The sequence below is a fragment of the Allobosea sp. 10L417 genome, assembly GCF_056395485.1.
The window spans coordinates 1-12220 of record NZ_JBFTJP010000005.1; the positions used below are offsets into that span (position 1 = coordinate 1).

12 protein-coding genes are annotated in these 12220 nt (G+C 63.2%); 2 read left to right on the forward strand and 10 right to left on the reverse strand.

Going from position 1 to position 12220, the window contains the following annotated elements; translation table 11 throughout:
• Positions 1-138: 138 nt before the first annotated feature.
• From AC1DE3_RS14110 to AC1DE3_RS14135, 6 genes are read right to left on the reverse strand one after another with little or no spacing between them, the layout of a single operon-like run.
• Positions 139-300: a hypothetical protein gene (locus AC1DE3_RS14110; RefSeq protein ID WP_476852460.1), complete on the reverse strand. Its 162-nt coding sequence runs from the start codon at positions 298-300 to the stop codon at positions 139-141.
• Entirely contained in the window at positions 297-1253 is a 957-nt protein-coding gene (locus AC1DE3_RS14115; protein ID WP_476852461.1) for a branched-chain amino acid ABC transporter permease, read from the reverse strand. Before AC1DE3_RS14115 ends, AC1DE3_RS14110 begins: the two co-directional genes overlap by 4 nt.
• The gene (locus AC1DE3_RS14120) at positions 1250-2137 is read right to left on the reverse strand and encodes a branched-chain amino acid ABC transporter permease (RefSeq protein ID WP_476778273.1); all 888 of its coding nucleotides are present in this window, start codon (positions 2135-2137) and stop codon (positions 1250-1252) included. Before AC1DE3_RS14120 ends, AC1DE3_RS14115 begins: the two co-directional genes overlap by 4 nt.
• Before the next feature lie 21 nt (positions 2138-2158).
• Positions 2159-3370 (reverse strand): ABC transporter substrate-binding protein, encoded by a 1212-nt coding sequence (locus AC1DE3_RS14125; RefSeq protein WP_476778274.1) that lies wholly within the window; start codon positions 3368-3370, stop codon positions 2159-2161.
• Positions 3357-4124, reverse strand: a complete 768-nt coding sequence (locus AC1DE3_RS14130) for an ABC transporter ATP-binding protein (protein WP_476778275.1) — start codon at positions 4122-4124, stop codon at positions 3357-3359. The genes AC1DE3_RS14125 and AC1DE3_RS14130 overlap by 14 nt, the downstream gene beginning before the upstream one ends.
• Positions 4121-5032, reverse strand: coding sequence for an ABC transporter ATP-binding protein (locus AC1DE3_RS14135; protein WP_476778276.1), 912 nt, complete (start codon positions 5030-5032; stop codon positions 4121-4123). The genes AC1DE3_RS14130 and AC1DE3_RS14135 overlap by 4 nt, the downstream gene beginning before the upstream one ends.
• A 53-nt stretch (positions 5033-5085) precedes the next feature.
• Here AC1DE3_RS14135 and AC1DE3_RS14140 point away from each other — a divergent pair, with 53 nt between their 5' ends.
• Together AC1DE3_RS14140 and AC1DE3_RS14145 are read left to right on the forward strand one after the other, a co-directional pair.
• Positions 5086-5640 (forward strand): helix-turn-helix transcriptional regulator, encoded by a 555-nt coding sequence (locus AC1DE3_RS14140; protein ID WP_476778277.1) that lies wholly within the window; start codon positions 5086-5088, stop codon positions 5638-5640.
• Positions 5641-5868: 228 nt separating this feature from the next.
• Positions 5869-7344 carry a SulP family inorganic anion transporter gene (locus tag AC1DE3_RS14145; RefSeq protein ID WP_476778278.1) on the forward strand — a complete coding sequence of 492 codons (1476 nt, stop codon included), beginning with the start codon at positions 5869-5871 and terminating at the stop codon, positions 7342-7344.
• Positions 7345-7392: 48 nt separating this feature from the next.
• Here AC1DE3_RS14145 and AC1DE3_RS14150 read toward each other — a convergent pair whose 3' ends face one another.
• The 4 genes from AC1DE3_RS14150 to AC1DE3_RS14165 form a co-directional block, all read right to left on the reverse strand.
• Entirely contained in the window at positions 7393-7572 is a 180-nt protein-coding gene (locus AC1DE3_RS14150) for a hypothetical protein (protein WP_441513350.1), read from the reverse strand.
• Between the two features lie 509 nt (positions 7573-8081).
• Entirely contained in the window at positions 8082-8615 is a 534-nt protein-coding gene (locus AC1DE3_RS14155; protein ID WP_476794127.1) for a cytochrome P460 family protein, read from the reverse strand.
• A gap of 125 nt (positions 8616-8740) precedes the next feature.
• Complete coding sequence (locus tag AC1DE3_RS14160) at positions 8741-10918, reverse strand: xanthine dehydrogenase family protein molybdopterin-binding subunit (protein WP_476852462.1); 2178 nt, start codon at positions 10916-10918, stop codon at positions 8741-8743.
• A gap of 10 nt (positions 10919-10928) precedes the next feature.
• Positions 10929-11390 (reverse strand): (2Fe-2S)-binding protein, encoded by a 462-nt coding sequence (locus AC1DE3_RS14165; protein ID WP_476778281.1) that lies wholly within the window; start codon positions 11388-11390, stop codon positions 10929-10931.
• Between the last annotated feature and the right edge of the window lie 830 nt (positions 11391-12220).

The window sequence follows — 12220 nt, forward strand, 5'->3', positions numbered from 1 at the left end:
ACCGCGCCGTCGCGATCGACGAGGCAGATGTGCGTCTCCTCCATCGAGACGTCCAGCCCAGCAAAGTATTCCATGATCGATCTCCTCTGTTGCAGCGGAGACAATCCTATCGGCCTCCGAAGAAGAGCAGCCAGACCGTTACCCCATGTCGATAATGCGGGCGCCCGTCAGCTTGAGATAACGACGGGGCTCACGGCCACGAGATCTTTGGGTCGCCGCCGCCAAGCCGGGCATGCCCGACGCGGCGAACATGGCCGCGAATTCATCTCCCGGCGCGCTGGCGGCCGATGGCGTCGTCATGATGGCATTCTCGCTTCGACGGGGCCGATAGCTGCTGCAGGTGTTGCTGCACCGGCGCTGAGTGAGCCCGATCGCTCGTTTCGGAGGCCGAAGACGCCTTGTGGCCGGAGCTGCATGATCACGATCAGCGCGACGGCGATCGCAAACTCCCTGAGCGAAGCGATCTGCACCGCGCTCAGGCCCGGAATGAACTCGGCGGCAAAACGCGAGGATTCCAGAATCGTCATCACCGCGAGGGAGCCGAAGACGGCGCCAACCAACCTGCTGTAGCCGCCCGCCGTCACCGCGAGGAAGATATAGATGGTGAGCTGCACGACGAAGTTGTCAGGCGAGATGTAGCTGGTGAAGTGGGCATAGAGGCCCCCGGCCAGGCCGAAAAGCGCGGCGCCGATACCGAAGGCCTGGCATTTCAGCCGCAGCACGTTCTTGCCTGCAACGGCGGCCACCTTCTCGTCGTCGCGAACGGCACGAAGGGCTCGGCCGAACGGGCTGCTGAGGACGCGGGCGAGCACCCAGACCACCAATGCGACGAGGGTCCAGGCCAAGGCGAAATAGAACCAGGGATAGAGCTCGCCGAGGGCGTCCTTGAATGGCGCCCGGATACCCGAGATGCCGTCGCTACCGCCCGTGAGCCAGCGCTCGTTGAGCTCGACGAGACGCCGGCCCTCACCGAAGCCGAGCGTCACAATGGCGAGATAGTCGCCCCGAAGCGTTCGGGTCAGCAGGCAGAACCCCACGCCGATCGCAGCCGACAGAGCCGCGGCGGCGACCCAGCCAAGACCGATCGGCGCTCCCAGCTTTGTCAGCAGCACGGAACAATAGGCGCCAAGGCCGAAGAAGCCGACCAGGCTGAGATTGACCATGCCCGCCTGGCCCCAGCTCACGACGAGTCCAAGGGAGAGCAGGGCATAGATCGCCGTGATGGTCCCGATGAACAGAAGATAGGAGGTCATTTCCTGACTCCTGCCGCTCCGGCGAAGAGGCCTGTCGGCTTCACCAGAAGGATGAAGAGGATGGCAAGAAAGGCCGTGAGGGATTGATAGACCGGGGGCATGGCGATCATCGCGACCTCGCCCACGACACCGATGATCAGGGCTCCCAGGACGGCCCCATAAAGGCTGGTCAATCCGCCGAGGACGCTCGCCGCAAAGATGATGAGGATCAGCCGCGAGCCGGTCGAGGGGTCGACGCTCGTATCGATCGCCAGCAGGGAACCGCCGATGCCGGCCAGCCCCATCCCGATGAACGTCGCGAGGTTCGACAGGTTGCGCGGCTCGATGCCCTTCAATCTGGCGAGGTCGGTGTTATCGGCGACGGCCCGCATCGCCTTGCCCCAGCGGGTGAGCGAGAAGAATGCCGCGAGCGCGACGGCGATGACGAGTGCGGTAACCAGATTGCGAAGCTGCTGGGGTCCGACGCTCAGCCCCCAAACCTGGACGTTGCGTTCGATCGGAAGATCGAAGCTGTTGAGATCGCTCCCAAAGAGGAAGCGGAGTGCATTCTCGATCGCAAGGTTGAGCGCGATCGAGACGACCGCCAGCATCAAGGCGGTATGGGCCCCTGATTGGCGCCGAATGGGAGCGAGCGCGAGACGGTCGGTCGCAACGCCCAGAATCCCCGGGACCATGAATGCAAAGAGCAGCATCAGGACCGGCGACCACCCCAGATGAGCGCCTGCGTACCAGGCGGCATACGCGCCGACGGTCATCTGCGCGGCCACGCTGAAGTTGACGAAACCCTGCACGGAGAAGATCAACGTCAGGCCGAGCGCCGGCAGCGCGATCAGCGCTCCCAGCACGAGGCCGTTCAGCACATATTGTGCGATTTCGGTGAACACGGCTCGCCTGCCCGAATTCGCTCAGGCAACCTTCAGAAGGGACATCTTGCCCTTCTGAACCTGCTCGTACCGGAAGAAGACGCCTTCGACGTCGCCATTGGCGGCGAATTCGAGCGGACCGCTCGGGCCGTCATAGTTGATCGGCTTCTTGTCTGCGATGAGCTTCAGCGCCTTGGCGACGTCGCTGACCTTTTCACCCTTCGCATCTTGCGAGATTGCCCTGACGGTGTCCCGCACCGCCGTGCCGCTCGGCGACGCGACCGCAGCCTGAGCCAGCGCCAAGGCGGTCAGCACGACATGGTCGTAGACCTGGCACGAATAGCTATCGAGGGCCGCCCGCCCCATCTTGCCGATGAGCGTTCTGTAGGCCGTCGAATCCTCGGATGCCGATGGTACGAGCGATGCGGTCCCTTCCGACACCTCGTGAGGAACACCGTCCGCCAGAACCTGATTCACCCCGAAGGAGAATCCGATCTTCTTGCCGCCGAAGCCGGCGCGATAGAGGTCCTTGAGAACGACGGAGGTATCGGGCACGTAGCCGCCGAGCACGATGACATCGGGGTTCGTCCGCAGCGCCTGGTCGATCTCGGTGCGATAGCTGGCCCGCTTGTCCTCGTAGATCAGCCCCTGTCCGGATCCACCCGCATCCTTGAACAGCTTCGAGATGATATCGATGTAGGACTGCGCGAAGGGCGTCTGCGGCCCGAGGAAGAACATCTTCCTGGCACCGAGCTCCAGCGCGTACCGACCAACCCGGGTGCCCTGCAGCGTCACGGTGGGAGAAGTGCGGAAGATGTAGCCGTTGTGCGGCGTCTTGGTGATGCTGTCCGCGCCCGAGGACGTGAAGAGCGCCGTCTTGCTCTCGTAGCACAGGGGCGCGATCGCCGAGGTTACGGCCGAGGCATAGGAGCCGCCGATCGAGACGACCTTGTCGACGTCGATCAGCTTGCGCGCCGCACGAACGGCAGCCTCCGGGTTGCTCTGGTCGTCTTCGATCAGAACCTGGATCGGCCGGCCTGCCACACCTCCGGCAGCGTTGATATCGCTCTCGGCGATCTTTGCCGCGGCGCTCATCGTCGCGCCGAACTGGCTGGTTGCTCCGGTCAGGGGGATGACGATCCCGATCTTGATGGGTTGCGCGCCCTGGGCCAGCACTGCCCGCGGCCAAAAGGCTGCGAGGGAGCCGGCGCCCGCGGCGCCGACCAGGAAATCACGACGGTCAAACTTGCTCATGACGATCCCCTTGTTTTGTTTTGTGCCTTGCGCCCTGGCCCTGCTCGCGGCGGCCAAGGAACAGGTGACGCACCTCATCGTCCGCAAGCAGCGATGAGGCGGTGTCCTCGCGGGCCTTCCGCCCAGCGACCAGGGCAAGGCCCTTGGTTCCGTATTCGAGAGCCAGGAGAGCGTTCTGCTCGACCATCAGCACCGCGAGGCCCGACTTCGCCAGGCCGCGAACGAGTTCGAAGACTTCGTCGGCGGCCGCTGGCGAAAGCCCGGCGGTGGGCTCGTCGAGGAGGAGGACGCTTGGGCTGGTCATGAGCGCGACGCCCATGGCGAGCACCTGGCGCTGGCCGCCCGACAGGTTGCCGGCCTTGTCGCGGAGCTTGGTCTTCAGGAGCGGGAAGCGCGATAGCTGCTCGTCGATCCGGTCCTTCAAACCCTTTCGAATGAGATACCCGCCCATCTCCAGGTTTTCGCGGATCGTCAGGCTTGCGAAGACGTTCCGCTCCTGCGGAACGAAACTCATCCCGCTCTTGCAAGCCGCCTGCGCGTTCCCCGGTTGAAGGCACTTGCCTTGCAGGCTGATCTCGCCCGAAGTCGGTCTCAGAAGACCGGCCACGAGTTTCAGGAATGTCGATTTCCCAGCCCCGTTGGGGCCGATGATGACGGTCAGATCACCGGCTCGGACATCCAGGTCGATGCCTTTGACGATTTCCTCGGCGTTGGGATAGCCGCCTCGGATTCCACGGACAGCAAGGTCGGTCATTGGCGCCGCATCCCCAGGTAGCTTTCCTGTACGTCACGGTTTCCAGCGATTTCTGAGAAGCTGCCGCGCGTCAGGAAGCGACCGCTCGCCATGACGATGACCTCGTCGCAAAGGCGCTCGATCAGCTCCATTTCGTGCTCGATAAGGACGATCGATATCCCGCTCTTCCTGATCTCGACGAGATGGTCGGCGATTTCCTGGACCAGCGTCGGGTTCACGCCCGCCATGGGCTCGTCGAGCAGGATCATCTTCGGCTTCGCGAGCAGAACCCGGCCTATTTCCAGCAGCTTCTTCTGGCCGCCGGAAAGGCGCGTCACGAGGTTGTCGAGGACATGCGCGAGCTTGAGCCGTCGCGCCATGTCCAGCGCTTCTTCGCGAAGCGCCTCCTCTTGCCTACGTGCCTCGCGATTGCCGAAGAGGGCGCCGAGAAGTCCTTCTCCGCGTTGGCGTGGGCCATACAGCATGAGGTGTTCGAAAACCGTCATGTTCTCGCAGCCACGTGCGAGCTGAAACGAGCGGACCAGACCCGCGCGCGAGATATCCTGAGGCTCCTCCCGGGAAATGTCGCGACCGCAAAAACGGACCTTTCCGGTCGCCCCCGGCGTCAGCCCCGAGATGCAATTGAACAAGGTCGTCTTGCCGGCGCCATTGGGGCCGATCAGTCCGGTGGTAATGCCCGGCTGGATTGCAAAGGAGGCGCCGTCGAGCGCGCGGATCCCTCCGAAATGGATCGAGAGATCAGCGATCTCCAACTGCGCGTGTGTCATGGCTGTCCAATGTCGCGGTTCCCCGAGGGCTTCGACGAAGCTCGTCGGCCCTTCATCTGCTCGAAACCGCATGGCGGCTCGGCTCTTATCGTCCTGGGACGCTATGACACCTATACGCTTAATGCTATAGGTGTCGAACACTTAAGTGTTTGGGCGGCATTCCGGCTCGGATCACCCGCGTGGAGGTCGTTGTGATGGACGTGGATTATCGGGAGGCGTTCGAGAATGCGCCGGTCGGCCTGGCGGTCGGCAGGAACCGGACTATCGTGGCCGGGAACCACGAGTTCGCCAGAATCTTTCGAGGCTCGATCGCCGATATGGTCGGCGCGACCTTCGAGCGGCTCTACCCGACCCAGACGGACTATGAGGAGACGGGCGCCCGAGTCGGCGAGCGTTTGGCCAGCGAACGCAGCTACACGGATGACCGTGTCATGCGCCGGCTCGACGGCGATCTGTTCTGGGTTCGGGTCAGCGGCTTCACCTACACTCCGGAACATGCGCACGCGCATACCCTCTGGGTCTTCTCGGAACTCGACCGCGCTCAGCCGTCAGGTCAATCGTTGAGGACGACCCTGACGCCCCGGGAGCGCGATATCGCCACCCTTCTGATCGATGGGAAGACCGGAAAAGAGGTAGCGAAGGCGCTGGAAATCAGTCCGCGCACGGTGGACATCTACCGAGCCCGCTTGCTCAGAAAATATAACGCCAAGAACACCCAGGCTCTCGTCGAATTACTTCTGCGCGGGTGAAAGAGGACACTAGCAGATCGGCTGCCGTGACGGCATAGCGTCCAAGCGCCCAGCGTCGTTGCCCTGCAGCATAGGCCTGCTATGGGTCGTGGCATGATCGCGCTCATCAGGTTCTTCCGCACGCGCCTGAGCCCGCCCTAGCGCCGGCTTCCCTCATCCGTCGCCGCTTGCACGCGGCCGTTCTTGATTGCCCGGAGGCTGCGACCGTCCGGAGCGGGAAGCTTTGTCATGACCATTTCTCATCTGCGGAGCGAATGGGCTCCGAACATCACGCGCGAGCTCCTTGCCGGCACCGTCGTCGCGCTTGCTCTGATCCCGGAAGCGATCGCCTTCTCGATCATCGCCGGCGTCGATCCGAAGGTCGGGCTCTACGCCTCTTTCTGCATCGCCGTCATCACCGCCATCGCCGGCGGGCGCCCGGCCATGATCTCGGCCGCGACCGGCGCGATGGCCCTGGTGATGACCACGCTGGTGAAGGAGCACGGCCTCAACTACTTGCTGGCGGCGACGCTGCTGACCGGTGTCTTCCAGATCATCGCCGGCAGCCTGAAGCTCGGCAACCTGATGCGCTTCGTCTCGCGTTCGGTCGTGACCGGTTTCGTCAACGCCCTCGCCATCCTGATCTTCCTGGCACAGATGCCCGAACTGCTCGGGCGCGGCCCCGTCGTCTATGCCATGACCGCCGCCGGCCTCGCGATCATCTACCTGCTGCCGCGCTTGACCCGAGCGGTGCCGTCGCCGCTGGTCACCATCGTGCTGATGACCGCGATATCGATGTATTTCGGGTTGGGCATCCGCACCGTCGGCGACATGGGCGCATTGCCCAGCGAATTGCCGTTCTTCGCACTGCCGCAGGTCCCACTCACCTTCGAGACGCTGAAGATCATCACGCCCTATGCGCTGACGCTCGCCATGGTCGGCCTGCTCGAAAGCCTGATGACGGCGGCGATCGTCGACGAGATGACCGACACGACCTCCGATAAGAACCGCGAATGCGCCGGCCAGGGCCTCGCCAACATCGTGGCCGGCTGCTTCGGCGGCATGGCCGGCTGCGCGATGATCGGGCAGTCGGTCATCAACGTCTCGTCGGGCGGCCGCGGGCGCCTCTCGACCTTCTGGGCCGGCGGCTTCCTGCTGTTCCTGATCGTCGTGCTCGGGCCCTATGTCGCGCAGATCCCGATGGCAGCACTCGTCGCGGTGATGATCATGGTCTCGATCAACACATTCCAGTGGCGCTCGCTGAAGACGCTGCTGATCCATCCGAAAAGCTCCAGCTTCGTCATGCTGGGCACGGTCGCGGTCGTCGTCGCCACGCATGATCTCGCCAAGGGCGTGCTCTTCGGCGTCGTGCTGAGCGGGCTGTTCTTCGCGCACAAGGTCACGCGCTTCTTCGCAGTGGCCTCGGAGCGCGCGGGTGAGAAGCGGATCTATCGCGTCAGCGGTCAGATCTTCTTCGCCACCGCCGAGGCCTTCCATGCCGCCTTCGACTTCCGCGAGGAGGAGGTCAGACACGTCGTCATCGACCTCGGCGCCGCGCATTTCTGGGACATCACGGCCATCAACGCGCTCGACCGCGTCGTGCTCAAGTTCCGGCACAACGATATCGCCGTCGAGGTCGTCGGCATGAACCAGGCGACAGCAACCATGGTCGAGCGCCTGGCGGTCCATGACAAGGGGGAAGGGCAGGTCGTGGCCGGCCATTAGCGGCGGCCTTACGGCTGGCACGAGATGCCGGCTCTTGAGGCTCCGATTCTAGCGGAGTTTGGCGATACCGATGCCGTCGCGTTTTGCGCGGTCCTTGATGGATTCCTCGCTACGAGTCATCGCTTTCGCAATCGCCTTCAAGGCCATGCCCTTTCCAGCCAGCAATTTCAGCTTCTGGAGCTCCTCGGAGGTCCAGGGTTGGCGGTGCCGTTCAAATCGCTCGGTCATAATCCGCTCCTGCGTTGCGCTCACATTTGAGGAGCCGACCTATAGCAACAATAGCGATGAAATTGACCGATATCTGCCGAGACCAACCACCAGGTCGCGCCGGCTGCGGACGTTGAGCATCTGCCAGAGAGCGGAGCTGACGTTTCGCGACGCTGGTCCGGCGCCATGTTGACCTAGCGAGCCGCCAAGCCGCACAGCCACACCGAATGCACGTCGTCGGCGTCGAGGACGCCAACGCGTCGCCGGCGACAGCGTCGATGGGAGCCCGGTTCGCCCCTTTGAGATGCTCGACGATCGGCGTGAATGCCCCCTCTGATCATTTGGCGACGCTCGGCATATGTGCCAGCCTCGTTCTGAATGAAGAGCCGGAAAAGCGCTCAGCTTGCGGCAGGTGCGAACAAATGACGGAAGCAAGGGCTTCCCGACTGACAGAGCGATCCGTCAACTGTCCAAGCTCTGACCGGCACGAGCATCGCCTGTTGCGCTGCCGATCGCTCCAGGACCGAACGTCATCTCTTCTGGTAAGGATGGAAAATGTAGTCCTTGGCCTTCACCTTCACATGACAAACGTGGCCGCAGTCTGAGGGGCTGGAATCGGCCGTGAAAGTGTCCGATGCGGCCTCGTAGTTGAACAAGGCGTACCCCCAGCCGCCGCTGTCCGGAAAGCGCTTGCTATCCTTCTCGATGACGAAAGCCTGAGAAAAGGTATCGGGCACATCGACGATGAACGGCGCCTCTGTGCTCCTCTTCGGCTTCCATTGGAGTTTCACGATCTTGGAGCCATCAGGGAACGGCTGTCCATTGCCTGGAATCCCTGCCTTGTAGGCGTCGATCATGATCGGGTTGGCGACGATGACCTTCAGCACCTCGTCGGTGCGAGCCGAGGAAACGACCGACCAATCCTCGTAACCCCTGAAGTCGGAGAAGGCGATTCCGCTCGGCGACTGCAACGAATACTTATCCTGTGCGGATAGGGCGACGCCTCCGAGAATGATCATCGCGGCCGAGCCCGCGGCAAGCGTCAGCTGACTCTGGAGCTTCATGATTGATCCTCCCTGATGTCGATGACCTGCGTGAGGATTTAGGGTGCGCGCGGCGGCCCTGCTTGTCGACAGAAGACGCGCGGCGGAGCAAGGAACAGTCTCCGCCGGCCTTGTTGTTCGGTCGCCTAGCCCGGCTCCTTCAGCAACTGGCTATCTGCCGGCATCTTGCGGAGCCGCTTGCCCGCGGCGGCAAATATAGCGTTGGCGATGGCGGGAACGATTGCGGACGTGCCATTTTCGCCGATGCCGCCCGGCAGTTCGGCGTTCTTGACGATATGGACTTCGACGACCGGCGCTTCGTTGATCCGCATGATCTGATAGGTGTCGAAGTTGGCTTGTTCGACGCGGCCCTGCTTCAGCGTGATTTCTCCGTAGAGCGCCGCCGTCGCGCCGAAAATCGCTCCGCCCTGGAGCTGTGCCTCGACCGTGTCCGGGTTGACGACGATTCCGCAGTCGATCGCGCAGACGACCCGGCGAACGCGCACAGCACCATCCGAAGCGACCTGAACCTCAGCTATGGTCGCCAGGTAGCTGCCGAAGGCGTGCTGCAACGCGATGCCTCGACCAGTGCGCTCGGGCAGGGCTTGGCCCCAGCCTGCCTTCTCCGCGGCTAGGTCAAGGACAGCCATTGCCCGCGGCGACTTGCCGAGGAGCGAGCGACGGAACGCGACTGCGTCCTGTTTGGCTGCCACGGCCATCTCGTCGACAAAGCTCTCGGTGACGAAGACATTGTGCGAAGGGCCGACGCTGCGCCAGAAGGCGGTTGGAATGCCCGGCGGTTCCCGCCGGACGAACTCGACATGGAAATTCGGCAGGTCGTAAGGCAGGTCGATTGCGGCCTCCGTCGAATCGGGATCGAGCCCGTTCTGGAAAGCCGGCGGCAGCCAGCGGGCGATGACGGAGGGGCCCGCGAACCGGTTGATCCAGGCGACCGGCCGACCTTTGTCATCAAGGCCAGCGGAAATCCTGTCGAGCCAGTACGGTCGATACATGTCGTGCTGGATGTCTTCCTCGCGCGTCCACACGACCTTGACCGGGCCGTTGACCTGTTTGGCGATCTCGACGGCGCGAACCGCTCCATCGGCCTCCAGCCGTCGTCCGAAGCCGCCGCCGATCAGGTGATTATGGACAATCACCCGATCCAAAGGCAGACCCGCAGCCTTCGCAGCCATCGCCTGAACCCGCGCCACTGCCTGGGTGCCGAGCCAGATCTCGCATGTATCCTTGCGCAGATAGACCGTGCAGTTCATCGGCTCCATCGTGGCGTGAGCCAGGAACGGAAGTTGATAGATCGCGTCGATCCTCGTGGCGGCCTGCGCCATGGCGCTATCGGCATCGCCGATGTTTTGCGCCACCGTGCCGGGGGCGCGGACCGCCTCTTCGAGGTCCTTCGCGATCGCTTCCGTGGTGAGCGACGCGTTCGGACCGTCGTCCCATTCGATCTTGAGGGCGGCCAAGCCCTTTTTCGCGGCGCCCATATGGTCTGCGACAACCGCCACCGCGTCGTCGAGCCGGACCATCTGACGGACGCCCTTGACGGCCTTGGCTGCGGTATCATCGACACGCTTCAGGCGACCTCCGAACACCGGCGATTGTGCGAGGGTCGCGAACTTGACCCCCGACGGGCGCGCATCGATGCCGTAGAGGGCCGTGCCATTGACCTTCGCCGGCGTATCAAGCCGATTGGCGCGCGAGCCGATCAGCTTGAACGCATCCGGTGATTTGAGAGCGACGCTGGTGGGAATTGGGAGTTTCGCGGCTTCCGCGGCCAATTCGCCGTATTTGAGGCGGCGCTGGCTGGGCTGATGGATCACTTCGCCATTCTCGGCTCGGCATGACGTCGCCTCGACGCCCCAACGCTTTGCCGCCGCTGCGACCAGCATCAGCCGGGCTGCGGCTCCCGCCTCGCGTAACGGCTTCCATGCACCTCGCACAGCGTTGGAATTACCAGTCGCCTGCACGCCGAGCAGAGGGTTGGCGTAGAGCTTTTCATTCGGGGGCGCGTGCTCGAGGCTGACGTCCTTGAGGCTCACCTCAAGTTCTTCGGCAATCAGCATCGGGATCGCGGTGTAGGTACCCTGGCCCATCTCGACATAGGGCATGGTCAGGACAACGCGCCCGTCATTGCCGATCCGCACGAAGGCGTTGGGTGTGAACGAAGCGGGGCCGGCGGCCTCGCTGCGGCCAGTTGGGAGGTTGAGACCCAAGATCAAGCCGCCTCCAACCGCGGCACTTGCCGCGAGGAAGCTTCGCCGCGACGGGGCGCGGTCACATGTGGTGGTTGGGTTGCGATCCCGGATCATCATCGCCTCCCTAGCCGCCAGTGCCGGCGGCGAGCTTGATCGCCTCGCGGATGCGCGGGTAAGTGCCGCAACGGCAGATATTGCCGCTCATGGCGTCATCGATGTCGGCATCGCTCGGGTGCGGGTTCTGCGTCAGCAACGCTGTGGCCGACATGATCTGTCCGGATTGGCAGTAGCCACATTGCACGACTTCTCGGTCGAGCCAGGCCTTCTGGATCTTCGCCCCGACCGGTGTCATGCCGATGGCCTCGATCGTCGTCACCTGCGACTGACCGATGCTGTCGATCGGGGTGATGCATGAGCGTGTGGCGACGCCGTCAATATGAACGGTGCAGGCGCCGCATAATGCGGCTCCGCAACCGAACTTCGTTCCAGTCATGCCGAGAACGTCCCGCAAGACCCATAGGAGCGGCGTGTCGTCATCAACATCGACGCGATGAGTCTTGCCGTTGATCTTGAGCGTGAAGGGCATGGACTTCTCCCTGTCAATCGGCTCGTCCTGGAACAGTGAACCGGAGAGCGCGCCGCATCAAACGCATTTGGCGGCTTCGACGGACGGCGTCCGCGAAGGCCTGTGGCGCCGCTTGAGGGAAGTTGTGACCGATACCGCCAGGGATGTCCCGATGCGAATACTTACCCGGGAACATCTAGGCGTAGGCGCAAAAATCCGGGTGGAGAGCGCCATTGAGCTCTCTTCTCAAGCTGCGAGCGCAAGGCGGCCCGCATCACAGCCGCCATCGTCGTGGCGAAGGACCTCTCGCCGCCGATCGCCGGCCCCGGCACGGCGAGCTTGCCGCTGGCCCGCTCCAGCTGCTTGAGATTGGCGGTCAGTCGCCCTGTCCATCGCGCGCCAGCATCTGGTGACTGCGGATACTTCTTGATATCGTCCCGATCGCGAGCGCGGTGCCGGACGGATTCAAGCGGCTGACCGCCGCAAGACCGCGTGGCCGGCGCAAACGGCCACTCTCCTCGGCTCTTCTCATCAAGAGTTGGCCGGCCGCCAGCTAGGTGGCCAAGCGACCGCTGCAATTTGGGTGGCTTTCGCAACTCCCAAGCTTGATGCCTTACTTAGGGTCCGTTACCGATGGATGTCTGAGAATCGTTGCAACGTGCTGCGGCGAAGTCATTTCTTTTTGCTTGCGATTTGCCGTCGACCTTTCGACGGACCCGAGCACATTCCGTTCGAGGCTGCCAGATGTTGGCCGCCACACCGGTAAGCACGGGGAACTGAGGATACGCCGATGCCTACGCCTGCGCTGCATTTTTGCCTGACTGGCAAGAGGAATGAAATTGTCGTTCGAA